Genomic DNA, 25,297 nt, shown 5'->3' on the forward strand with positions numbered 1-25,297 from the left:
GAGACAGAGAATTAGGAAAGAATTTAGTATGACAACTCAAACTACTATCAATAACGAAAAGCTATCTCCGTGGCCTTGGCAGATCGAAGAGAACACAACGCGTTTCGATAGCGCGGCAATGTCGACAATCTTGAAAGATCTAAGCCTTGCTTGTTACGTCGTGAACCACCCAGAAAAAGGCTTAGGCGTTAGCCAACAAGCAGAGATTACATCGGGCAATTCAGCAAGCTCTGCTAACAGCCAACCTGTTAGCGCATTTGCTCCGGCTCTTGGTACTCAAAGCCTAGGCGACGAAGATTTTCGTCGCTGCCACGGCGTAAAATACGCTTACTACGCAGGTGCAATGGCAAACGGTATCTCATCAGAAGAGTTGGTGATAGCGCTTGGCCAGGCAGGCATTCTTTGTTCATTTGGCGCGGCGGGCTTAATCCCGTCTCGCGTTGAGCAAGCGATCAACCGTATTCAAGCAGCACTGCCAAACGGTCCTTATGCGTTTAACCTGATTCACAGCCCAAGCGAACCCGCTCTAGAGCGCGGCAGTGTAGAGCTGTTTTTGAAGCACAAAGTGAAAACCGTTGAGGCTTCAGCCTTCTTAGGTTTAACTCCGCAAATCGTTCACTACCGTGCCGCTGGCCTTAGCCGTGATGCGCAAGGTGAAATCCAGATCGGTAACAAAGTCATCGCAAAGGTGAGCCGTACTGAAGTCGCAAGCAAATTCATGCAGCCGGCTCCTGTGAAAATGCTGCAAGCTTTGGTTGAAGAAGGTCGAATCACAGCAGAACAGATGGAGCTAGCACAGCTGGTTCCTATGGCTGATGACATTACCGCAGAAGCCGATTCTGGTGGTCACACCGATAACCGTCCACTGGTTACGCTACTGCCAACGATTCTTGCACTGAAAGAGCAAATCCAAGCACAGTACCAATTCAAAACTCCGCTACGTGTCGGTTGTGGTGGTGGCGTAGGTACGCCTGACGCTGCTCTAGCGACGTTTAACATGGGTGCTGCTTACATTGTTACCGGTTCAATCAACCAAGCGTGTGTTGAGGCTGGCGCGAGCGAACACACACGTAAGCTGCTTTCGACAACTGAAATGGCTGACGTGACTATGGCTCCAGCAGCAGACATGTTCGAAATGGGCGTGAAGCTGCAAGTGGTTAAGCGCGGTACCTTATTCCCAATGCGTGCGAACAAGCTGTACGAGATCTACACACGTTACGACTCGATTGAAGCGATTCCAGTTGAAGAGCGTCAAAAGCTAGAGAAGCAAGTATTCCGTTCAACACTGGATGATATTTGGGCTGGTACTGTGGCGCACTTTAACGAGCGCGACCCTAAACAGATCGAACGCGCTGAAGGCAATCCAAAACGCAAAATGGCGTTGATCTTCCGTTGGTACTTGGGTCTTTCTAGCCGTTGGTCAAACACAGGCGAACAAGGTCGTGAGATGGATTACCAAGTATGGGCAGGCCCGGCACTTGGCGCATTCAACGCGTGGGCGAAAGACAGCTACCTAGACGATTACCAACAGCGTAATGCCGTCGATCTTGCTAAGCATTTGATGCACGGTGCTGCGTACTTGGCTCGTGTTAATCTTCTTACCTCACAAGGTATCAAGCTTGATCCAGAGCTAGCACGTTGGAAGCCGACGCAAAGAATGGCATAGGCATTTCAATACAGAGTTAATTAAACTCAACGAATAAAAAAAGCGACCTTATCGGGTCGCTTTTCTTTTGGTCATTCTTCTTAAGCTAGCTAAAAGATTAAGATTTCTGCATACGCTTTTTCAAGCGTGCCAAATCAATCGCGCTTGAGCGAACGGTCAACTTAATACACTCGTAGTCGTACTCTTCTTTTACCACACTCATGTTTGAGCGAATCTCACCAATGATGCCTTGGCCAGAATAAGGAATCGTGATCTCTTCTTCGATCATGCCTTCTTCAGCAACACCAACGATGTACTTGTGCAGTTTCGTGATATCCAGAGGATCACGAGTTGATGTTAGCATCGCATCTGGGAATTCTTCGATAAGCTCTAATTGCTGCTCTTCAGTCAATCTATCGCACTTATTCAGCACTAATAGTTTTTCGCTGCCTTCTACACCCACTTGAGCTAATACGTCGTGTACCACATCAAGTTGTGCGCGGAATGAAACATCAGAAGCATCAACGACATATAGCAGCAATGAAGCATCATGCGCTTCTGCTAGCGTAGAGTGGAACGAAGCAACCAGATCGTGTGGCAATTTCTTGATGAAACCCACTGTATCCGAAACCAGAATACGCGGCTGAGTAATTGGTTGCAGCGCACGCACCGTGGTGTCTAGCGTTGCGAACAGTTTATCCTCACCCACCACTTCGGTTGCGGTCATTGCACGCATCATCGAAGATTTACCGGCATTGGTGTAGCCAACTAAAGCAACAGTGAAAAGCTCCGCGCGCCTTGTGCGTCGGGTCTTCATTTCATCTTGTACGCTTACTAGCTCACGCTTAAGCGCAGCAATTTGGTCACGTACGTTACGACGGTCTAGCTCTAATGAAGTTTCACCTGCGCCCTGACCCATTTGACGCTCTTTATCACCCTCAGCCGTTTCACGAAGTCGTGGCACTAAGTAGTTTAGACGAGCGATATCAACTTGCAGGCGAGCAGTACGAGTACGAGCGTGACGGCTAAAGATTTCGATGATGATGCCAGTACGGTCAAATACTTCCACACCCAAACTAGCCTCAACAGTGCGCAGTTGAGATGGGCTTAAATCACAGTCAAAGACAACAACATCGGCAGCGCCGTATTGAAAGTCGCCCGTTGGAAGATCATCAAAATCTAACTCGTCGATTTCTGAATCAAACAGGCCCGATTCATCAAGGAAGTCTTCATCTTCTGCTTCTTCAATCGAACCTTGGTAACCGGTTAGATGAGCAATTTCCGCAAGCTTACCAGCACCCAACACGTTTTGTCGTTGAGTTGAACTGTGGTGCTGCGATTGAGTACCAACCACTTTAAACCCTAGGGTTGTTACTAAGCGAGCAAGTTCGGCAAGAGACTCTTTTGCTTCGTCACCTTTGAAGTCCGGTGTCGTAATAGAAATAAGTAAAGCGTTACTAGCTGAGGGTTTTGCTGTTAGTTTCATGTATTCTTCTGTTTATGCACCAAAGTGCAACCTAGTATTTGGTCTAAAGTTGAGTCGATCCTACGCGTTTCTACGTCAGCTTTATATAGCCACATCACACTAAATATCAGCTTTGATGATAATTAACTGTCTACTCGATGATTATTCACAATAAAAAACGACCCATCAGGTCGCTTTTTATTGCCTACAACGGCATTTTTATACCTACTTAAACTATCAAACAAGTTAATTACTCACTGCAATAGGGTCAGGAGATCCGTCGGGATCATTATTCACATCTCCATCCAAAGAGAATGAGCCTCCGGTGGCTAACAGTACTCCACAAAAGTGAGGAGCCGCCATTGAGGTACCATTGTAAGAAACCGTTCCTCCGCCCGTTTTGGTCGATAACACATCGACTCCAGGTTGAGCGTAATCTACATCAGAGCCATAATTGGAAAAGTAAGCGAAATTATCGTTAGATTCGCCAAATGCGGAAATAGTAAATATATTCGTGCCGTTGGTACTCGCTGGCGTAAACCCACTGGCATCCTGCCCTGAATTACCCGCTGCGATTGAGAAAAATATCCCTTGGGTAGCGGCTGTTTTAATCGCGCTATCCAAGGCGGCTGAATATCCGGCTCCTCCCAAACTCATATTGGCACAGTCACCAGAGTCACCATAGCGAGCAACATGATCAACACCAGCAATAACTCCGGACATTGAACCACTACCACTATTATCCAGAACTCGAACAGGGATCACTTCCACACCGGGCGCAACACCAATGACATCAAAGCCATCGTCGTAAGCTCCTATCGTTCCTGCTACATGCGTGCCGTGACCATTACCATCGCTAGTATTATTTTTCTTACCGCGAGTAAAGTTTGCCCCTCGAGATTTGTTTACATTTAAATCTGGGTGGTTACTGTCAATACCCGAGTCTATAACCCAAGCAACAGATGAGGAATTACTCATATCAACAGTACCACCTTTGACTCTGGTTACACCCCAAGGAACCTGTTGAACAGCCCGCTCAACACTATCTCCACCTCCGCCTCGATTAGGTTTCCCCCCTCGTGGCAAAGCGTACATGACGATATCAGGCTCAATGTAATCAATCTCGGGGAACCTATTTTTAAGACCTTTGAGAGCTTGCTCTGGGACCTTAAGAGAAAACCCTTTCAAGGCGTGGCTATATTGATGGCCGATCACACCGTGTCCTTTAGCAACTTCACGCGCGATATCATTCGCCCGAGATTCCGATACACTCTCTTTTAAAACGACAATATAACTGTCTCTCAAATCATGATTAACAACAGCAGATACAGGAGAGGAAAGAAGAGCAAGTGACATTGCTCCTGCAAATATTTGGACTCTCATTATAGACATCCTTTTTCCAAAAATTAATATCTCATAAAGCATAGGCGCTAATGAGTTTTTTATCACTAATATGACAGCTGAGCTGTCCTGATACAAAAACACCCCATCCAATGATGAGGTGTTTGGTGAAACTAACTTGCTAGCAACACTTAGAAATCAATTCTCGCTTCCGTCTGAGCATCAAAGAATACTGCTTTGGATAGGTCAAAATGCAGTGGTGCCATTTGACCAACCGATACCTCAAATTCCGGTGACAAGCGACACGCGACTTCTTGATCGTTCACTTTGACCATCGCGATGGTATCGGGCCCTGTCGGTTCCAATACCTCTAGCTGTAAGTCTAGCTTTGTTGAGGCAGAGACATCATCGCTTTCTTGTTCGGTAATGTGTTCTGGACGCAACCCAATCACCAACTCTTTGCCATCTTGGTCGCGCATACTTTGTGGCAAACGAATGTGGTGTTCTTGATCTGCGGTACCAACCACTTTAATTATCGGATTCTGTTCCTCATCCAAGTCCACCATAGTTTTAATGAAGTTCATTGATGGTGAACCCATAAAGCCCGCCACAAACATGTTGTTTGGCTTGGTGTAGATCTCTTGTGGCGTACCGAGTTGCTGTAGCTCACCGTCTTTCATTACTGCGATGCGATCCGCAAGAGTCATAGCTTCGATCTGATCATGGGTTACATAAACAATCGTGGTATTCAGCTTCTGGTGCAGACGTTTAATCTGATGGCGCATTTCAACACGCAGCTTGGCATCCAAGTTAGAAAGCGGCTCATCAAACAGATACAGCTTAGGACGACGAGCTAGAGCACGTCCCATCGCGACACGTTGACGCTGACCACCAGAAAGCTGCGACGGTTTACGATCCAGCAACTGTTCGATTTGCAGCATTTCCGCCACTCGGTTTACCTCTGCATCAATCTCGTCTTGTGGCATCTTGCGAATCTTCAAACCGAAGGCGATATTACCGCGTACCGTCATGTTTGGGTAAAGCGCGTACGACTGAAACACCATCGCAATATCGCGGTCTTTAGGTTCAACCTGCGCCACGTCTACACCATCAATTACAATCTCACCCGAGCTAATATTTTCTAGCCCAGCAATGGTGTTCATTAGGGTGGATTTTCCACACCCCGAAGGGCCGACAAGTATCAAAAATTCCCCCGAATCGATACTAATGTCGATGCCCTTTAACGTTTCGTTGTCCGCGTTGCGATAAGTTTTACGGATCTGTTTTAAATCTAATGTTGCCATGGGTAATTATCCTTTTACTGATCCTGCCGTTAGGCCACGAACAAAATATTTTCCTGCGAAGACATACACCAACAACGTTGGCAGTGCGGCGATGATCGCGGCAGCCATGTCGACGTTATATTCTTTAACACCCGTACTGGTGTTGACTAGGTTGTTTAATGCCACGGTGATAGGCTGAGTCTCTGAGCCCGAATACACCACCCCGAACAAAAAATCGTTCCAAATTGCGGTGAATTGCCAGATCACCGTCACCATGATGATTGGCGTTGAGATCGGTAATAAGATCTTGAAGAAAATCGTAAAGAAACCTGCACCATCAAGTTTTGCCGCTTTGATCAATTCATCAGGAATCGAGATGTAGAAGTTACGGAAAAACAGTGTGGTAAACGCCATGCCATAGATAACGTGCACAATCACCAAGCCGATAGTTGTGTTCGCTAGCCCCATCTTGCCGAGCATGGTTGCCATTGGTAACAACACCACTTGAAATGGGATGAAGCAACCAAACAACAACAAGCTAAAGAACAGGTTTGAACCTCTAAATTGCCATTTCGTCACTACATAACCATTGAATGCACCGAGCAATGTTGAAATCGCAACCGCAGGAATCACCATTTGGAACGAGTTCCAGAAGTAGCCTTTGATGCCTTCACATTTCACGCCCGTACAGGCGGTGTCCCACGCTTTATACCAAGCATCAAACACCCACTCTTTCGGTAAGCTCATCAAGTTACCTGCCTTGATGTCTGGCAGAGTTTTGAATGAGGTCAGCGCCATGACAAACAATGGCATTAGATACACCAAGCAGAAGAAAAGCAGTGCTGAATAAATAAAGATTCGAGCAAAATTGATGTTATTCATCATGACTTTTTCTCCCTAAGTTCAGAGTAAAGATAAGGCACGAGAATCGCTAAGATACCAGCAAGCATCATCATGGCGCTGGCAGCACCAAGGCCGATTTGACCGCGAGTAAAGGAGTGTGCATACATGAATAGTGCAGGAAGATCCGATGAATAACCGGGGCCACCAGCCGTCATTGCGGTCACAAGGTCGAAGCTCTTAATCGCAATGTGCGACGTAATGATCACCGCACTGAAAACCACAGGGCGCAAGCAAGGCAGAATGATTTTGATATAGATGGTAGGTAAGCTTGCCCCATCGATTTGCGCCGCTTTGATGATTGAAGAATCGATACCGCGCAAACCCGCTAAGAACATCGCCATCACAAACCCTGAAGACTGCCAAAGTGCCGCGATAACCAAGGTATAGACCGACATTTCAGAGTCGACTAGCCAATCAAATTTGAAGTCAGTAAATCCCCAGTCTTGCATTAGCTTTTCAATGCCAAGACCCGGATTAAGAATCCATTTCCACGCAGTACCAGTCACAATGAATGACAACGCCATTGGGTAGAGATAGATGGTACGAATCGCCCCTTCTTGACGGATATTCTGGTCAAGCAATACCGCTAAACCAACACCAAGTAAGATTGCAATCGCCATAAATAGAAAACCAAACACACCGAGGTTGGTGATTGAGGTGATCCAGCGATCGTTATCCATCAGCTTTTCATATTGGGTTAAACCAACGAAGTTAAAGCTCGGCAAAAATCGAGAGTTGGTGAACGACAACGCTGCCGTCCAAAAAATGTAGCCGTAGATACACACCACGGTCACTAACGCGGTCGGCGCCAGTACTATTTTAGGTAACCAATGTTGCAACCTGTCAGCAAAACTCGGTTTCGGTGCAGGCTGGCTCCTTGTGGGTTTTGGAGTCGACTCAGTCAAAACATGCTCCATAACTTATCCTTGTTGCACAATCGAGCCAATGGCTTGCCTCTCGGCACCACATCAGCATCACGCATATCAGAATTGGGAGTGAAGAGTAGATAGGCTCCCTACGAGCCTACCCACCCTGGGGGTTTGGTGTTAGACCAAGTTAGATTAGATAGCCGCTTTCACTGCTTTTGCTAACTTAGCTGCCGCTTGTTTCGGATCGGCATCTTTCTCGTTGAAGAAGTTGGTCACCACGTCATAAATAGCGCCTTGAGCGTAGCTTGTTGTCGCTAGGCCGTGAGCCATACTCGGAACAAGATCGCCCGATTCAGCACTCGCTTTGAAGGTAGCCATTGAATCCAACGCACATTGGTCGAATTTAGACATGTCCATATCTAGACGTACGGGGATAGAACCTTTGTTAAGGTTGAAGACTTCTTGGAAATCTTTGGTAAGAATGGTTTTCGCTAGGTCTTGCTGCGCCTTTTGGTTTTCTTTGTCGCTTAACTCAAAGAACGCAAAGCTATCGATATTGAAAGTAAACTGGCCATCAGTGCCCGGTGCTGGTGCACAGATGTAATCTTTACCCGGCACTTTGCCTGCCGCAGTAAATTCACCTTTCGCCCAGTCACCCATGATTTGCATCGCGGCTTCGCCATTGATAACCATTGAAGTTGCGACGTTCCAATCACGACCTGGAGAGTTGCTGTCGATGTAATCACGCATCTTTTTGAACTTGGTAAACACTTCCACCATTTTGTCGCCAGATAACACGTCCATATCAAGATCAACGAACGCTTTGTTGTAGTCTTCACTGCCTAGTACATCAAGTGCCACGGCTTCGAATACCGTCGCGTCTTGCCAAGGCTGACCACCATGAGCCAATGGAATGAAACCAGCCGCTTTAATCTTGTCTGCAGCAACAAAGAACTCATCTAACGTAGTTGGAACCGTAACACCTGATTTTTCTAAAACAACAGGGTTAGCCCAAAGCCAGTTAACACGGTGAACGTTGACAGGAACCGCCACATATTCTCCGTCCCACTTCATCACTTTAGTGACAACCTCTGGCAGTAACTCATCCCACTGTTCTTGTTTTGCTGTTGCATCGAGAGACGTCAGAAAACCTAAACCACCCCACTCTTGAATATCATGACCTTTGATCTGCGCAGCAGATGGTGGATTGCCCGATACTGCTCGAGTTTTCAAAACAGTCATCGCACTTTCACCGCCGCCACCAGCAACAGCAAAGTCTTTCCACGTATGGCCTTGTTCTTCAATCATCTCTTTCAGTACCGCCGCGGATTTCGCTTCGCCACCGGCAGTCCACCAGTGAAGCACTTCCACTTCACCAGCTTGAGAAAATGTTGAGGCAGCAAGAAGAGATAGAGTAAGTAGGGTTTTATTGATTTTCATTATAATCTTCCATGTTTAGGGGACTCGACGTCCGGTTCAATAAAGAGTCTACTTATTCTGATTTATAAGATTGAAACAAAAGGTAAGCCCTATGTAACACAATTGTTACATTATACTTCTAAGCCTCTTGGTATATAGACTTTGGCTTCTAAGCCACCTTGAGAGGAGTTGCGAATAATGAGATCTCCGCCGTGTCCGTGCAGGATATTTCGGCAGATCCCGAGTCCTAAACCGTGTCCTTGGTCGTCGGTTGCCAGCCTAAAGTAGGGTTCAAAAACCAACTCTAACTTGTCTTCAGGGATACCTTTACCGTGATCCTGAATCGTCACAATGACCCACACTGAATCACTGCTGATATCGACTTCGGCGGATTGTCCATATTTCACAGCATTGTCGATAAGATTGGTGAGCACGCGTTTAATCGCTAAAGGTTTGGCGACTAGCGGTTCAACCACAGTGGGCTCAAACTCAACCAAGGTTTGATGTTGGTTGTGCAATTCAATCACAGAGAGCATCATCTCATTGAGGTCGATAATAGCGTTGTTTTCGTGAAGGTCAGTATCTCTAACCGCTTGTAATGCACCTTTGACCATCATCTCCAGCTCATCCAAGTCTTTATTGAATTTGTCTTTCTTTACTTCACTCTCCAACAATTCAGCCCGCAATCTAAGACGTGTTATTGGTGTCTTTAAATCATGAGAAATAGCAGAGAAAAGGTGCTCACGGTCGGCAACATAACGGCGAATCCGCTGCTGCATGCGGTTGAAGGCTCGGGTTGCGGTAACCAGTTCTGTCGCACCTTCTTCGTTAAGTGGAGGCTGCTGAATATCCATGCTCATTTCGTTGGCTGCCCTTGCTAGCTTTTTAAGCGGGCGCACTTGGCGGCGAATCATTAAGTAGGTCAACACCAATAGAATCAGCGTTGAAGAGAGCAAGAAGATCACCTGTTCACGACCAAGAATGGTGTCATCAAGTTTTACATAGGGAGCTGGTAACAGTGCGGCAATATACACCCATTCGTGACTGGCTAGCTCTATCTGAACGACCAAAATAGGTGGATTAAGAGGTTCCAACGTTAAAGTATGATGTGCCCACGATCGCGGGAGATCGCTTAAATATATGTCATTTTTAAGCAAACGGAGATGTTCAGGGCGAGAGAAATCAACACGGACTGATTCCACTTTATTGAGCTTGCTACTCAAAACACTTTCTATCGCTTCAATCGAGGCGGTTTTTAAGCGAGTATCGGGGATCGATTCAATAATCAAAGCCTCTTTATTGAAAGAGACAAAAAATCGCGTGCCACCCATATTTCGAATTTGGTCTAACACGATGTGGCGATATTTGACGGGTAAAGACTGAAAGAAAGTCACCGTTGAAGCAAACATGTTCGCCATGCTAGATGAGGCTGAGCGAATCCCTTCCAGTTCTTTATGTTTAGATTCGCTATACCAAATAGAGGTTGCGATACCTTGAGCAATCACCACCGCTAACAGAGTCAACAACAAGGTTCTTGCGACCAAGGAATTTGGTTTTAATCGACTTAACCATTTCATACGAGATACTTCATTAGCATTACTTAATAAACATTAGATCATGCTCAGTGCTCATACTGAACAGGCACAGCGAGAATATAGCCATTGCCACGCATGGTTTTGATGTAGTGAGGGTATTTGCCGCTGTCGCCCAATCGGCTTCTCAGACGACTAAGCTGCACATCAATGCCTCGTTCAAAAGGCAACGCTTCGCGGCCTCTGGTAGCGAAAGAGATGGTGTCACGGTCGAGAACTTCGTTAGGACGAGTTAAGAACAGCATCAACAGAGAAAAGTCACTGCCCGACAAGTCCATCTCTTCTGAGTGTTCATTGTGGGAAATTCGATGTGCGAGCGTATCAAGCGTCCAATCACCAAAAATAATCTGCTTTGGCAGTGCATCACTCGGCTTGTCATCCACCACTTGAACACGGCGCAATAACGCTTTGATACGCGCCATTAACTGACGTGGACTAAACGGCTTGGCAATATAATCATCGGCACCAATTTCCAACCCGATAATCTGGTCGGTTTCATCCGACACCGCAGTCAGCATGATAATAGGCACATTCGATTGCTTACGGACACGTTGACACAAGGTAAAGCCATCGTCACCGGGCAGCATCACATCAAGCAGAATCAGATCCGGGTAACCTTGGTTTTGCAGGTGAGTTTCTAGTTCAACACCGTCTCCTACAGAAGAGACATCGAAACCCGATTTTGTCAGGTACTCTTCCAGCAGCTCGCGGATTTCTTGATCATCATCCACCACGAGAATTCGAGTATTTGTTGGCATCGCCCAAACCTATTAAATTTACAACTTATTCACATAGTGTATAGGCAGGTCGAGTATTTGATTATTGATATGTTGATAAAATTAGAAGAACAAACAGATAGAGATCACAACTAAGCGACCGCTATCTGTTGGTATTGCATTGATAAGCCGATTTAAGACGAGCAGCTGATCTCCATCGCTTTACCCCACTCTGGTGGTAACGCGGCAAGATGTTCGTAGTCAGGGTGTTCCGCATAAGGATCGGCCAACACCACCATTAATGCGTCAATATCACTGCTATCACCACGCTCTGCTTTATCTATTGCAAGCTGAGCTAGGTAGTTTCTGAGGATGTATTTCGGGTTTACCTGCCTCATCTTTTCGCAGCGCTCTACAACTGAACACTCCTCAAGTTCACAACGTTGCAAGTAGTTATCCACCCACAGCTTCGCAGCATCACGATCGATAACTAAATCAATCACCTCCTGTGGTGGCAAGGTGTCCAAGTTCGACAACGTTCTAAAGAACCTTGGATAATCAACTTTGTTTTGCGACATTAACTCGAACATAGATTCAAACAAGCGGCTGTCACCTTCTTGTTTCGAAAGTAGCCCCAACTTACGACGCATCAGCTGACTAAAGTAACCATTCATTTGCGGTTCGTATTGTTCAAGTGCCGCTTCTAAGTCAGCCCTCTCTATCAACGGTGACAACGAGTGTGCCAATGCAGATAAATTCCACATACCAATTCTAGGTTGTTGATTGAACGCGTAACGACCTTGGTAATCCGAATGGTTACAGATCAAACGAGGGTCATATTCATCAAGGAAAGCGAACGGGCCGTAATCGAAGGTTTGTCCGATGATTGACATGTTATCCGTATTCATCACGCCGTGAGCAAAACCATTTGCTTGCCACAACGCAATCATCTCCGCGGTACGATCGACAATTTGATTAAACATGGCTGCGTATGGCTTTTCTTCGTCAAGACACTCTGGGAAGTGCCATTCGATGACTTTATCAGCCAACAACTTATGCTCAGCTAACTGATTGGTATAAAAAAGATGTTCAAAGTGGCCAAATCGAATGTGAGATTCTGCAGCACGCACCAGTAATGCGCCCCATTCTTGTTTCTCTCGGTAAACCGGCGTGTCACTGGTCATCATGGCTAATGCACGTGTGGTTTGGATATTAAGCCCTGCCATTGCTTCGCTACACAGATACTCACGAACCGTTGAACGAATAACCGCACGGCCATCGCCCATACGTGAATATGGCGTTTTGCCTGCACCTTTAAGGTGTAAGTCGAACGTTTCACCGCTTTTAGCGACAACTTGTGCCAAAAGTAGCCCTCTTCCATCACCTAAGTCGGGATTATAAGAGCCAAACTGGTGGCCTGCGTATTTCATTGCTACAGGCGAAAACGGCTCAGGTTCAACATTGCCAGATAACGTCTCAAGCAGCTCTTCGGAGGCGTCATCAAATGACGGAAAACCGAGTTCATCCGCAAGGTTATGATTCCATGCAAGCCATTGAACATTGTTTAGCGGTGTAGGTTGAATTGGGGTATAGAACAGTCGAGGTAATGCCGTAAATCGATTGTTAAATGAAATAGAATCCCAGAGAGACATGAGCGGTACACTGTAGATAAAAGATGATTTAAGATTATCACAGTTTGATAACAACTTCAGATGAGGTTACGTGATGAACTTGTTAGAGAAGATTGCTTAGCTGTTTTACGAAGGGAAAAAGCTAAGTGGCTAGACTGATGAGAAGAGCCACATTTACGAGAGTAAGAGTTCTGACTTTGAAGACTTTTTGAAAAGTGTATTCATAATAAAAACTGAAAATATAGAGCCGAAAAATAGGCTACATTAGAGCAAGAATACCCAGAAGAGAAAGGGTAGAGAAAATCCAAGTACGACTGATTACGCCAAAATTACTGTGTTGAATCATTTCTTGATGCTGCATATGTCTCTCCTTGAGAACGTGATGGTGTAACTACAATATATCGGCTTTTCACCAAAAGCGGCAAGCACATTAATATTAACCTTTTATGACAGCATTAAGAATTTTCTGTAACTATTCAGCCCTTTGATAAATAAAAAAGTTATGCTCGGCTTGTCGTCGAAAGCAGCGCGCCTGCACCAATAAACACGCCCCCTGTAACACGATTGAAGACCTTAGCTCTGCCCTTCGCAAATAGCCAGTTTGACGACTTCGCACCTAAATACGCGTACACCAATAGCCAAGACAACTCCATCACAGCAAAGGTTAAAGCAAACACGGTAAACTGGGGAAGCAGAGCGATCGACGGGTCAATAAATTGAGGGAAAAGTGCGGTAAAAAACAGGATAGCTTTGGGGTTACTCGCGCCAACAATAAAGCCACTTAGGTAATGTTGCGCAGCGCTTTCTTTAACAGATTTAGAATCGGCTTGTTGACTAGATAGCTTGTCATAATCTTGCTGACTGGAACGCAGAGACTTCCAACCAAGGTAGATTAGGTAAGCGGCACCGGTCCATTTAATAACGTTAAACACCACTTCAGACGACGCAATGATCACCCCTAAGCCGGTAAACGATAGGGTTAGAATACCAGTAATCGCAGTTAAGCTGCCCAGCGCGGTAAATATCGATAATTTAAAGCCTGATTGCACGCCTTTAGTCATGCACAACAAAGAGCTTGGGCCTGGTGATGCCGTTAAGATCAGCACCGCTAATAAGTAATAAATCCATGTATCTAAGCTCATCGTGAATTCTCCTTAACTCACTAAAACGACCAAACATTAAGCATCAATATCTAATAACCTATCATATTAATCAACTAAATATTGAGCTGAACGTCTTCGATATAAATACAAACATCCTTAATCTAGGCAATAAAAAACGCCATGCATTGCTGCACGGCGTTTAAATAAAAACGTTTCAAATCGAACGTCTTACTAGATTTCAGTCTCTAAGCTTACAACCCGATGATCGGGTCAACAACTCAATAGCCGACACAACCTAGTCTTTGTAGATAGAGAACTCATCGGCGCAAGCAACAAGCTGCTCACGAGTGATCATGAATACGCCGTGGCCACCGTTAGAGAATTCAATCCAAGTGAATGGAATCTCTGGGTACTGATCCATCATGTGAACCATTGAGTTACCCACTTCACAGATAAGAATACCGTCATCAGTTAGGTAATCTGGTGCGTTAGCTAAGATGCGACGAACCAATTTCAGACCATCTGTACCCGCAGCTAGGCCAAGTTCTGGCTCATGAGTAAACTCATCTGGCAGGCTGTTCATATCTTCTTCATCCACATAAGGCGGGTTCGATACGATCAGGTTGTATTTCTCTTTTGGCAGATCACGGAAAAGATCTGAACGGATTGGGAACACTTGCTGCTCCATGCCGTGATCTTGAACGTTCTGTTCTGCAACTTGCAGTGCGTCTGTAGAGATATCAATCGCATCTACTTCAGCGTCAGGGAATGCGTGAGCACATGCAATAGCAATACAACCACTGCCCGTACACATATCCATGATGCGAGTTGGCTCTTCAGTTAACCAAGGTTGGAACTGAGCTTCAATCAGCTCACCAATTGGAGAACGAGGCACAAGAACGCGCTCATCAACGAAGAACTCAAGACCACAGAACCAAGCTTTGTTGGTTAGGTAAGCTGTTGGTGTACGATCATTAATACGCTTGATTACGCGCTCAACAATACGCAGACGCTCGCTACTCGTTAGACGAGAGTTCATCACATGCGAAGGAACATCAATCGGCAGATAAAGAGTAGGTAAGATAAGTTGTACTGCCTCATCCCACGCGTTATCAGTGCCGTGACCATAAAATAGGCCCGCTGCGTTAAAGCGGCTAACAGTCCAACGAATCACATCTTGAAGCGTGTGTAGTTCTGATACCGCTTCTTCTACAAAAATCTTATCCAAAATTGTCTCCGAAAAGCGCTACAATACTGCTAATTACGTTTCTAATTAGAATTCATAACCTGATGAGCAAAAAAGACACCGACTTCGATGACGATTTCGCCCTGTTCAACGATGCAGTAAAGGGCGTTAAAAAGTTGCAACAGGATACCATAGTCCAGCAGCCAAAAAGAAATCCCAAGCAAAAAGAAATTACTCGAACGGCAAGACAAGCCAGTGATAGCGAGTTTTATTTCTCGGATGAGTTCATTCCACACCTTAGCGAAGAGGGTCCGACACGCTATGCTCGCGATGATGTCTCGAAATATGAGGTAAAGCGCTTACGTCGTGGTGTCTACGTTCCTGATGTGTATCTCGATATGCATGGTATGACTCAACAAGAAGCTAAACGTGAGCTTGGCGCGATGATTGCGCACTGCGTGAAAGAAAGCGTAGCGTGTGCCTGTGTTCAGCATGGTATCGGTAAACACATCCTTAAACAGAAAGTGCCGTTGTGGCTAGCACAACACCCTGATGTGATGGCTTTCCACCAAGCGCCGTTAGAGTTCGGCGGCAATGGCGCACTATTGGTTCTGTTGTCGATTCCTGAGAAATAATTCTGGTTTTCGAATCCGCTCGACGTCAAAAACAACAAAGGGCATCTCAAATATTTGAGGTGCCCTTTTCATTTTGCTTACGAGAGACAACTTAGATTAAGCGTCGACTATGGATTGATATTCCAAAGTAACTCGCCTTTTTGTGTCTCAAGATTGAAGTCGATACACGCTAAGCCAGAAGTTGGAAACATAGGCGGTGCCATGCCTGTTGCAAACTCTGCTGTTAGGTAGCCCACTAGAGGTAAATGAGAAACAAATAAAATGGTCTCTAGTTTTTCTACTTCAGCCATTGCCACGGTCAAATCAAACACATCGTCGGACATTCCATAAGGCGTAATATCATCACAGGTTTCTACTTTCTTTCCAGAAAACACCTGAGAGATCTCTAACCACGTTTCTTGTGCCCTCAAATATGGGCTCACAAGTACTTTATCGAACTGGCTGATGCCCTGCTCGTTTGCAGCTTGAGCCACCGCAAGAGACGCCATCTTACCGCGCTTAGTTAACGCTCGTTCTGCATCCGAGTTAGCAAAATGTTCTGCTTCACCGTGGCGCATTATGAATATTTTCATGTTCAGTCCTGTCTACGTAACATTTCGAAAGTCGATATATCCCATATCAGCGATACGCTACTTAGCGTTTGGCCCTCAATCCAGAGGGAGCCGCAGTCTATATAAATAATTATATCAAGTCACTTGCTAAAGAGTTCGACTTTCTTAACAATCTTGTTAAAAGAAAATAAATTACTGATAAAAATCGATAAAAGTGATTTAGAAATCACCAAAAAGCACTTCATATCCCAAAATATGATCACAAGGTTTGCACGCCGAATCATCGGGTACATAATTTAAAAACCACCTTCTCTGGAGATGCTCCTGTGCACTTAAGCCCAAATGATGAACATCAATACCGCTACATAACCTTAAATAATGGGTTACGTGTACTGTTAGTTCAGGATCAAAATGCTCAAAAAGCAGCAGCCGCATTAGCCGTCAATGTGGGGCATTTTGATGACCCTATAGACCGAGAGGGTTTAGCTCACTACTTAGAGCATATGCTATTTCTAGGAACTGAAAAGTATCCAAAGGTCGGAGAGTTCCAAAGTTTTATCAGCCAACATGGCGGCAGTAACAATGCTTGGACAGGAACAGAACACACCTGCTTCTTTTTTGATGTTGAATTGAATGCCTTTGAAACCGCACTCGATCGCTTTAGCCAATTTTTTACCGCTCCGCTGTTCAACGAAGAAGCATTAGATAAAGAACGCCAAGCCGTTGATTCCGAATACAAGATGAAACTCAACGACGATTCGCGACGCCTGTACCAAGTTACCAAAGAACTGGTGAATCACAATCACCCATTCTCGAAGTTTTCTGTCGGTAATATCGATACGTTGGGCGACAGAAACGGCGAGACGATTCGACAAGAGATCTTAGCTTTCCACCAGCAACAATACTCGGCTGACTTAATGACGCTAACACTGTCTAGCAATCAGTCTTTAGATGAAATGCAAAGCTGGGTTGAGGGTCGCTTTAGCTCGATCACCAATCACAACCTACAAGGCAAGAAGGTTGAAGTACCCATTGTTGGTGAGTTAAGCACCGGCGTTCAAGTCCGCGTTGAGCCAATTAAAGAAGTTCGCAAACTGATCTTAACCTTCCCTATGCCAAGCATGGACGAGCACTATGGCGTTAAACCATTGTCGTTCTTTGCCCATCTTTTAGGTTACGAAGGTGAAGGCAGTTTGATGATGCAACTTAAAGAGAAAGGTTGGATAACATCCCTCTCTGCGGGTGGTGGCGCGAGCGGCAGTAACTACCGTGATTTCACAGTCAGTTGCTCGTTGACCATTGAAGGTTTAACCAAAACCGATAACATCATCCAAGCGATATTTCAGTACATCAAATTAATCGAGCAACAAGGCATAGAAGAGTGGCGCTACCTAGAAAAACGTGCCGTATTAGAGTCTGCTTTCCGCTTTCAAGAGCCAGCAAGGCCACTAGATGTGGTTAGCCACCTTGTTATCAACATGCAGCACTATCAAGAGCAAGATGTGGTGTATGGCGATTACAAGATGTCGCATTTCGATGACGAGTTGCAACGCTCTTTGCTTCCTAACTTAACCGTCGACAACATGCGTGCGACCATTGTTGCTCAGGGATTCGAGTATGACAGAGAAGCGAAGTGGTATTTTACGCCCTACTCGGTCACACCATTTAGCGCTGAACAAGTTCAATGCTTTGCATGCATTAACCCCGGTTGGCAGTTTGAACTCCCAAGCAAAAACCCGTTTATTTGCTACGATCTAGACCCAACTGAACTCGAAGGTGACGCTAAGTTCCCACAACTGTTAGAAGAGCTCGATGGCTTTAAGCTATGGCACCTGCAAGACCATCAATTTCGAGTACCGAAAGGGGTGGTGTATGTTGCTATCGACAGCCCACACTCAGTCGCTAGCCCAAGAAATATCGTTAAAACGCGCTTGTGTGTAGAAATGTTCTTAGACTCGCTCGAAAAAGATACCTATCAAGCTGAAATCGCCGGAATGGGTTACAACATGTATACCCATCAGGGCGGCGTTACACTCACACTTTCTGGATTCAGCGAGAAGCAACCACAATTGCTCAATATGATCCTTGAACGCTTTCAAGCACGCGACTTTAGTCCAACACGCTTCGAAACGATTAAGCATCAATTGCTAAGAAACTGGAATAATGCGTCGCAAGACCGCCCTATTTCGCAGCTGTTTAATGCGATGACAGGGATACTTCAGCCAAATAACCCGCCCTATTCTGTATTAATTGAAGCGCTGGAAACGATAGAGGTCGATGAACTCTCTTCTTTTGTTCAAGCAATCTTGGCTGAACTGCACGTAGAAATGTTTGTGTATGGCGACTGGAAAAAAGCCGACGCACATAAAATGGCGAAAACGCTAAAAGATGCCCTACGCGTTCAAGACCAAGCCTACGAAGAGTCATTGCGCCCGTTAATTATGCTAGGTGAAAACGGCAGCTTCCAGCGTGAAGTGGTGTGTAACCAAGATGATTCGGCAATCGTGGTTTATTACCAGTGCGCTGATATTTCTCCTAAAAACATTGCGCTGTATTCATTGGCGAACCATTTGATGTCAGCCACCTTCTTCCATGAGATCCGTACCAAGCAGCAGCTAGGTTACATGGTCGGCACAGGTAATATGCCACTCAACCGACACCCAGGTATTGTGTTGTATGTACAATCACCGAATGCTGCTCCAGCAGACTTATTAGCCTCGATAGATGAGTTCCTCAATGCCTTCTATATGGTGTTGTTAGAGCTTAACGACTACCAATGGCACAGCAGTAAACGCGGTCTCTGGAATCAGATTTCGACACCAGATACGACTTTGCGAGGACGTGCTCAACGCTTATGGGTTGCGATAGGCAACAAGGACTTGGAATTCAATCAGAGAGAGCGTGTGTTGGAAGATCTTAAAGGGTTAACTCGCTCAGACATGATGCGTTTTGTGGTGAGCCAACTAAAACCACGCACCGCAAATCGTCTGATTATGCATGCGCACGGTAATGCCCATTATGAGGAAGAGAAGTTGTCGGCAGGTGTGGAGATTGGCTCTATTGATGAGTTTCAGTTGCGCCCGAAAGATACTGAGCTTGGTTGATAAGAGTGTTTTAGAAATCAAAGGTTGATGTGAAAGCATCAACCTTTTTTATTGGTCGAACATAAAAGCAGATCTCCTATTACGCTCCTTCGTCGCTTTAGGAGATGACGTTAGTTTCAATTGCAATGCATTTAGCCATGATTTCCCTATTAACACTAATAGCTTACTTTCATCTGTCTTTCGTCATTCCCGAGAAGGAAGAATGACTGAGTCGGGAATCTCATTCCTTTCACTCGCCAATTAAACAGAAAAGCCCGCATCAATTGCTTGATACGGGCTCAATAACTAGCGAACTAGAGAGTTACTTGTAAAAAGACTCATCCAAACCAGCACGTGTCAGTAGGCCATCACATGGCGCGAAACGATCACCGTACTTCACAGCAAAGTCGTTCATCATCTCAACCAGTGACTTAATACCGATTTGGTCCATGTAACGGAACGGACCACCTAAGAACGGAGGGAAACCGATACCAAAAATAGCACCAATATCGCCATCACGAGCGCTACGGATAATGCCGTCATCTAGACAACGAACCGCTTCGTTTAGCATCGGTAACACACAGCGCATTGCGATATCGTTATCGCTCAACTTAGGTTCAGGTTGCAGTTTAAGCAGCTTGTAAACTGACTTATCGACTTCCTTCTTCTTACCCTTGTAGGTGTAGAAACCTTTACCACTCTTACGACCTTTACGGTTGTCATTCAATAGAATATCAAACACATCTGGGCCTTGGAAACGATCGCCAAGTTCATTCACTAGAATAGGAATAATCTTCGCGCCGATATCCACACCGACCTCATCTAATAAGGTAATTGGGCCAACCGGGAAACCGAAGTCCAATAACGTGCTGTCGAGCTTTTCAATCGGCTCGTTCGCTAGTAACAAATGCGCAGCTTCATTCATGTACGGAGCAAGAATGCGGTTCACATAAAAACCTGCCGTATCTTTAACAACAATCGGCGTTTTGCCTTGCTTCTTCGCTAATGCTACAACCGTTGAAATCGTCTCTTCTGAGGTTGTCTCATGAGGAATAACCTCAACCAGTGGCATTTTCTCAGCAGGACTGAAGTAGTGAAGACCAACCACATTTTCTGGTCGCTGCGCCTTCTCTGCAATCTTATGGATTGGCAGTGATGAAGTATTCGTCGCGAAAATCGTGTCTGGCTTGGCATTGGCTTCGATGTCCGCAACCATTGATTGCTTAAGGTCGAGATCTTCAAATACCGCTTCAATCACCACATCGGTGTGGTTAAAGCTTGTAAAGTCGATACCACCAGAAAGCTGAAGCATCTTACCTTCAAGACCAGCTCGGCTCAGAATGCGACGCTTACGCTGCTTATCGAACAACTTGAAGTTGTAGTTCAGCGCGTTCAGAACGCCTTCATTTGATACGTCTTTAATACGAACCGGTACTTTCGCTTTTGCAACGCTTACATGACTAATACCTGCGCCCATAAGGCCGCCACCCAGTACACCAACACGCTTAACGGCCTTTGGCTCTGCGTCTGCGCCATGTTCTTTTTTCATTTCGGTGGTTGCAAAGAAAATCGAACGAAGGGCTTTTGACTCAGAGGTCATCACTAGTTCAGAGAAACGCTTCGCTTCGTACTGAAGGCCTTTATCAAAGCCGTTCTCTAGGCCATAACGAATGACGTCTAGAATCGCATCTGCTGCTGGGTAATTTCCGCGTGTTTTCTGATTCGTCTTCTTTGAAGCCTGTTCAAAAATCACTTTGCGACCAAGACCCGTGCGTGAAATCAGCTTTTCTTTAGTCGACGCTTGGCTTTTCGACGCCAGACGCTTACCTTTTTTACTGCCCGTATTCTTTTCAACAAAGCTTTTTGCTACTTCAAGCAAAATGGTATCAGGGACACAAGCATCCACAACACCAAGTGATTTCGCTTTCTTAGCGCGCAGTTGCTTGCCCGTTAGGATTAGATCGAGTGACGGTAGCAAACCAATCAAACGAGGAAGACGCTGCGTACCACCAGAACCTGGTAATAAACCTAGTTGCACTTCAGGTAGACCAAGACGCGTCTTATCTGAATCAGTACATACACGGTAATCACACGCCAGTGCGAGCTCTAAGCCACCACCTAAACATGGGCCGTGAATCGCTGCAACAACTGGGTATGGAAGATCAGATAATGCTTGGAACATCTCTTGACCTTGGCGAGCTAAAGACTGCGCTTCATCAGCGGTTTTACAAGCATCCAGCATTCTTACATCAGCGCCAGCGATAAAGTTATCTGGCTTAAGAGAATGAACGATTAAGCCCTTAACTCGGCTCTGCTTTTCTTTGAGTTGCTCGAAGATCGCTTTCATTTCTTCAGCAAAAGCCGCTTGTAGCGTGTTCATTTTCTCGTTTGGCACATCAATCGCCAACCAAGCAATATCTTGGTCATCGATGTTAAGAGAAAATGCTGTCGTTTTCTTTTGGGTTGATTCAGTCGCAGACGTTGAATCTGGTTGAGCGACTGTTTCTTTTTCTGTTGTTGCATCAAGAGTCGTAGACATTATTCTACCTCCAAGATCATTGCTGCACCTAAACCACCAGCCGCACACGCTGTGTTAAGTGCCAAGCCGCCACCGCGACGTTTCAGTTCACGTAATGTTTGAGTCATCATTCGCGCACCAGTTGCCGCAAACGGGTGTCCGTAAGCAATTGAGCTACCCAGCACGTTGAACTTCTCCATATCAATCTCACCGATCGCTTTGTCACGGCCAAGATTCTTCTGAGCAAACTCATCGCTCGCAAACATTTTTACATTCGCAAGAACTTGCGCTGCAAACGCTTCATGCATCTCGATCAGTGTTAGGTCTGACAACTCTAGACCCGTGTTCTTCAATACTTGAGAGGTCGCGTAAGTCGGCCCCATCAACATATCCGTTTCAACACCAATCGCTGAGAATGCGTAGCCACGAATATAGCCAAGCACTTCTAAGCCTAGCTCTTTCGCTTTGCCTTCGCGCATCAACATCACTGCTGCGCCGCCATCGGTAAGGGGCGTAGCATTGGCTGCCGTTACACTGCCGTACTTTCTGTCAAAAGCAGGGCGCAGCTTAGCGTAGCCTTCAACTGTTGAGTCGTGGCGAATGTTGTTGTCTTCCGCTAGGTACTTTTTGTAAGGCGCCGGGAATGCTGTCATCACTTCGTCTTTGATCTTGCCTTCTTTCCATGCTTGAGAAGCCAAAGAGTGAGAACGGTGAGCAAGTGCGTCTTGAGCTTCGCGAGTAATACCATGTGTCTTCGCCATCTGCTCAGCCGTTTGTCCCATGGATAAACCGGTCGAGTACTCTGCAACAGCAGGCGGCACTGGCATCAAATCTTTTACTGAAAGCGTTTTAAGAATCTTCAGCTTTTGACCCATAGTTTTCGTTTTACTCAGCGCTAATAGATTTGCCGCTAACTTTTTCGAAACACCGATAGGCAATACAGAAGAAGAGTCCGCTCCGCCCGCAATACCGACATCAATCGTGCCAGCCATAATGCTTTCGGTCACGTTAACTGCCGCTTGGAAGCTGGTCGCACATGCTCGTGTGACACTGTAGGCATCGGTATTGATGTCCATGCCTGTGCCCAACACGATTTCACGCGCAATGTTCGGCGCTTCTGGCATTTGCACGACTTGGCCGAACACAACTTGTTCGATAAGCGCAGGATCGACATCCGTTCTTGCAAGCATTTCGCTCACAACCATTTTGCCTAGGTCAACCGCAGGCACTTGGCTAAATTCTGTGCTCTGACGAGCGAATGGGGTTCGTAATCCAGCGACAACGGCAACACGTTCTCCAGAACGCGTTTTGACTTCCTGTTTGCCCATGGTTTCTCCTTAAAGTTAAGAGGTCTGACCTGAAGCATTGTAAAGAAGTTGTTAATTAAATCAAACGAGCGTTTAAATAAACGTGATACGAGTATCTCACTGTTTGAAAATATAACTGCACATTCAGGCGAACCTTTTTGGGGGAAAGGTTGTCGTAAGAGACTAAACTATTGTAAGTAAATACTGTTATCGCTTTGTAGGGAATGGTTTTCTTGAGGTAAAAAAAAACCACACAAAGCTGTGTGGTCGGAATGTATATAAAGCAATTAACTTAACGCCAATTGAAATAATCAGTTTCCTGATTAGGAGAAAGTAAAGTCAGCCTTCAAAAGGAAGTGTCGTCTTGCTCAACATGCTAGCCACGAATGACTAACTAGACGACAAGGTGTACTATAGCTTGTTCGAGGCCTTAGATTTTGAAGTAGATCAATTTTAATGTGATTTTACGATTTCCTGCCGATCGTTAGCTCTAAAAATATAAAAACAAAGCACAACGTATAGAGGACAGCTATACGCAGAGCAATTATGGAGGCTCGTGTGTCAATAATAAAAATGTTTGGAAAGAAAACAGCCAAGCGTCCGGTCAACTCTGATATGGACAAACAAAGAAAATACGAAGCACTCGTGCGTGCCTATCATCGTGACCTCTTTCGCTACGCCTATTGGTTATGCAAAGACAAAAGCATTGCCGAAGACTTAGTTCAAGAAACTTGCCTTCGTGCATGGAAGTCACTCGATAGCCTTCAAGATGAAAAAGCCGCTAAATCTTGGTTGATTACTATCTTGAGACGCGAGAACGCTCGACGATTTGAACGCAAACAGTTTGATCTGGTTGATATCGACGATCACGGTAATGATGCTAGTGTCAGCGATGACCCGCACCATCAGCATCAGTGGTTGCAAGCGCAGATCATGAAACTTGAAATCGATTACCGTGAACCGCTCTTCTTGCAAGTGATTGGTGGTTTTAGTGGTGATGAGATTGCCGATATTCTCGATCTCAACAAAAACACGGTGATGACACGTTTATTCAGAGCTCGAAATCAGTTGAAAGAGCTGTTGGATACAGAAGAGGCAGAGAGGGGGCAACATAATGGATGATTTGGAATTTCGTCGTCGTGTATTGTCGGAACCTAAACAACGTACACAAGATATTGTTGATGCAACCGCCAATAGCGAAGCCAATAGTAATTTCTTAGACGATGTATTAGCGCTAGATAAACAGATCCACTCTGCGATGAATGTGGATGTGCCAGACGATCTTGCTGATCGCATTCTGTTCAATCAGACCTCAAGCGAAGAAAGCAAAGTGGTAAGACCTACGTTTGCGAGAAGAGCAATGGCAATGGCTGCCTCGGTAGCATTCGTTGCAGGCTTATTAGTTGGCCAAGTAAATTGGGGCAACGCATTCGTTTCACCAGCTCAAGCTAGTTTGGTTGATACAGCGATGAAGCATGTTGTTGATGAAAAGAGTTTTGTTAGTTCCATCGATGAACAGGTCACATCGCAGCAAATCAACGCAAAAATGAACCCATTTGCTTTTCAGTTTGATGATGCTTTCCCTTACCACGTCTATTACCTAAACCACTGTGGCTTTGGTAAATCCAACGCAGTGCATATGGTCTTCCAAGGCGCAAAAGGCAAAGTAACGTTGTTTTTAACCGGTATTCCGACAGACAAACCTATCGACTTTGATGAAAAAGGCATGTCCGGCTCGGTAACACCCGTAGATGGCAGCAGCTTAATCCTTGTTGGTGAAAATGGTGAGGATGTTTCCAAAATCGCCGAAAAGCTGACAAAAATGATCAAACCGATGAGCTAATTCGCTCTTAAAGCCCCGTCATAAAAGGCCCAGCAATTATATCACTGATATTGCTGGGCTTTGTTTATAAATAACCCACCAAACCATTCACAAAACCAATAACTCTAGAGTTAAAACTCTAAAAAATAGCATTTCGCACCATTTTCGTGCCAGATAGGCGTCATTTCCATAATTTTCCACTCAAATTTCTCAATGGTCGGATTTGTA

At 45.4% G+C, this 25,297-nt stretch carries 19 protein-coding genes; 5 read left to right on the forward strand and 14 right to left on the reverse strand.

The features are described from left to right. Positions 1-28 precede the first annotated feature (28 nt). Positions 29-1,666 (forward strand): eicosapentaenoate synthase subunit PfaD, encoded by a 1,638-nt coding sequence (gene pfaD / locus CWO27_RS17430; protein ID WP_107899297.1) that lies wholly within the window; start codon positions 29-31, stop codon positions 1,664-1,666. 97 nt (positions 1,667-1,763) lie between these two features. Here the strand turns inward: pfaD and hflX are convergent, their stop codons facing one another. The 11 genes from hflX to prmB form a co-directional block, all read right to left on the reverse strand. Continuing rightward, positions 1,764-3,131, reverse strand: a complete 1,368-nt coding sequence (gene hflX / locus CWO27_RS17435) for a GTPase HflX (RefSeq protein WP_048661485.1) — start codon at positions 3,129-3,131, stop codon at positions 1,764-1,766. Between the two features lie 225 nt (positions 3,132-3,356). Then, a complete protein-coding gene (locus CWO27_RS17440) occupies positions 3,357-4,502 on the reverse strand; it encodes a S8 family serine peptidase (RefSeq protein ID WP_107899298.1) in 1,146 nt (381 codons plus the stop codon). A gap of 140 nt (positions 4,503-4,642) precedes the next feature. Continuing rightward, positions 4,643-5,755: an ABC transporter ATP-binding protein gene (locus tag CWO27_RS17445; protein WP_019824809.1), complete on the reverse strand. Its 1,113-nt coding sequence runs from the start codon at positions 5,753-5,755 to the stop codon at positions 4,643-4,645. Positions 5,756-5,761: 6 nt separating this feature from the next. Then, positions 5,762-6,619, reverse strand: a complete 858-nt coding sequence (locus CWO27_RS17450) for a carbohydrate ABC transporter permease (RefSeq protein WP_009848502.1) — start codon at positions 6,617-6,619, stop codon at positions 5,762-5,764. After that, on the reverse strand, positions 6,616-7,554 hold the full coding sequence (locus tag CWO27_RS17455) for a carbohydrate ABC transporter permease (protein ID WP_102432841.1): 939 nt from the start codon (positions 7,552-7,554) through the stop codon (positions 6,616-6,618). Before CWO27_RS17455 ends, CWO27_RS17450 begins: the two co-directional genes overlap by 4 nt. 144 nt (positions 7,555-7,698) lie before the next feature. Then, a complete protein-coding gene (locus tag CWO27_RS17460) occupies positions 7,699-8,946 on the reverse strand; it encodes an ABC transporter substrate-binding protein (protein WP_004736057.1) in 1,248 nt (415 codons plus the stop codon). A gap of 110 nt (positions 8,947-9,056) precedes the next feature. Beyond that, the gene (locus CWO27_RS17465) at positions 9,057-10,502 is read right to left on the reverse strand and encodes an ATP-binding protein (protein ID WP_107899299.1); all 1,446 of its coding nucleotides are present in this window, start codon (positions 10,500-10,502) and stop codon (positions 9,057-9,059) included. A gap of 44 nt (positions 10,503-10,546) precedes the next feature. Beyond that, entirely contained in the window at positions 10,547-11,275 is a 729-nt protein-coding gene (locus CWO27_RS17470; protein WP_048661490.1) for a response regulator, read from the reverse strand. A gap of 152 nt (positions 11,276-11,427) precedes the next feature. Further along, a complete protein-coding gene (locus CWO27_RS17475; protein ID WP_107899300.1) occupies positions 11,428-12,885 on the reverse strand; it encodes a protein adenylyltransferase SelO in 1,458 nt (485 codons plus the stop codon). A gap of 479 nt (positions 12,886-13,364) precedes the next feature. Continuing rightward, complete coding sequence (locus CWO27_RS17480) at positions 13,365-14,006, reverse strand: LysE family translocator (RefSeq protein WP_102432844.1); 642 nt, start codon at positions 14,004-14,006, stop codon at positions 13,365-13,367. A 256-nt stretch (positions 14,007-14,262) separates the two neighbouring features. Further along, a complete protein-coding gene (gene prmB, locus CWO27_RS17485) occupies positions 14,263-15,195 on the reverse strand; it encodes a 50S ribosomal protein L3 N(5)-glutamine methyltransferase (RefSeq protein WP_017060640.1) in 933 nt (310 codons plus the stop codon). Positions 15,196-15,257: 62 nt separating this feature from the next. Here prmB and smrB point away from each other — a divergent pair, with 62 nt between their 5' ends. Further along, positions 15,258-15,788, forward strand: a complete 531-nt coding sequence (gene smrB / locus CWO27_RS17490; protein ID WP_102432845.1) for an endonuclease SmrB — start codon at positions 15,258-15,260, stop codon at positions 15,786-15,788. A gap of 107 nt (positions 15,789-15,895) precedes the next feature. On the opposite strand, the gene sixA is transcribed toward smrB, so the two are convergent. Then, positions 15,896-16,360: a phosphohistidine phosphatase SixA gene (gene sixA, locus CWO27_RS17495; RefSeq protein ID WP_048664281.1), complete on the reverse strand. Its 465-nt coding sequence runs from the start codon at positions 16,358-16,360 to the stop codon at positions 15,896-15,898. Between the two features lie 305 nt (positions 16,361-16,665). Here sixA and CWO27_RS17500 point away from each other — a divergent pair, with 305 nt between their 5' ends. Further along, positions 16,666-19,443 (forward strand): insulinase family protein, encoded by a 2,778-nt coding sequence (locus CWO27_RS17500; protein ID WP_102432846.1) that lies wholly within the window; start codon positions 16,666-16,668, stop codon positions 19,441-19,443. A gap of 301 nt (positions 19,444-19,744) precedes the next feature. On the opposite strand, the gene fadJ is transcribed toward CWO27_RS17500, so the two are convergent. Together fadJ and fadI are read right to left on the reverse strand one after the other, a co-directional pair. Next, positions 19,745-21,961 (reverse strand): fatty acid oxidation complex subunit alpha FadJ, encoded by a 2,217-nt coding sequence (gene fadJ, locus CWO27_RS17505; RefSeq protein ID WP_107899301.1) that lies wholly within the window; start codon positions 21,959-21,961, stop codon positions 19,745-19,747. After that, positions 21,961-23,268 carry an acetyl-CoA C-acyltransferase FadI gene (fadI, locus tag CWO27_RS17510; RefSeq protein ID WP_048607862.1) on the reverse strand — a complete coding sequence of 436 codons (1,308 nt, stop codon included), beginning with the start codon at positions 23,266-23,268 and terminating at the stop codon, positions 21,961-21,963. The genes fadJ and fadI overlap by 1 nt, the downstream gene beginning before the upstream one ends. Positions 23,269-23,820: 552 nt before the next feature. Here fadI and CWO27_RS17515 point away from each other — a divergent pair. Both CWO27_RS17515 and CWO27_RS17520 read left to right on the forward strand, forming a co-directional pair. After that, positions 23,821-24,369 carry a sigma-70 family RNA polymerase sigma factor gene (locus CWO27_RS17515; protein WP_017060646.1) on the forward strand — a complete coding sequence of 183 codons (549 nt, stop codon included), beginning with the start codon at positions 23,821-23,823 and terminating at the stop codon, positions 24,367-24,369. Further along, complete coding sequence (locus CWO27_RS17520; RefSeq protein ID WP_017060647.1) at positions 24,362-25,090, forward strand: DUF3379 domain-containing protein; 729 nt, start codon at positions 24,362-24,364, stop codon at positions 25,088-25,090. The genes CWO27_RS17515 and CWO27_RS17520 overlap by 8 nt, the downstream gene beginning before the upstream one ends. Positions 25,091-25,297: the final 207 nt, after the last annotated feature.

It is taken from the genome of Vibrio sp. 10N.286.51.C3 (assembly GCF_003050065.1).
Classification (GTDB): Bacteria; Pseudomonadota; Gammaproteobacteria; order Enterobacterales; family Vibrionaceae; genus Vibrio; species Vibrio crassostreae.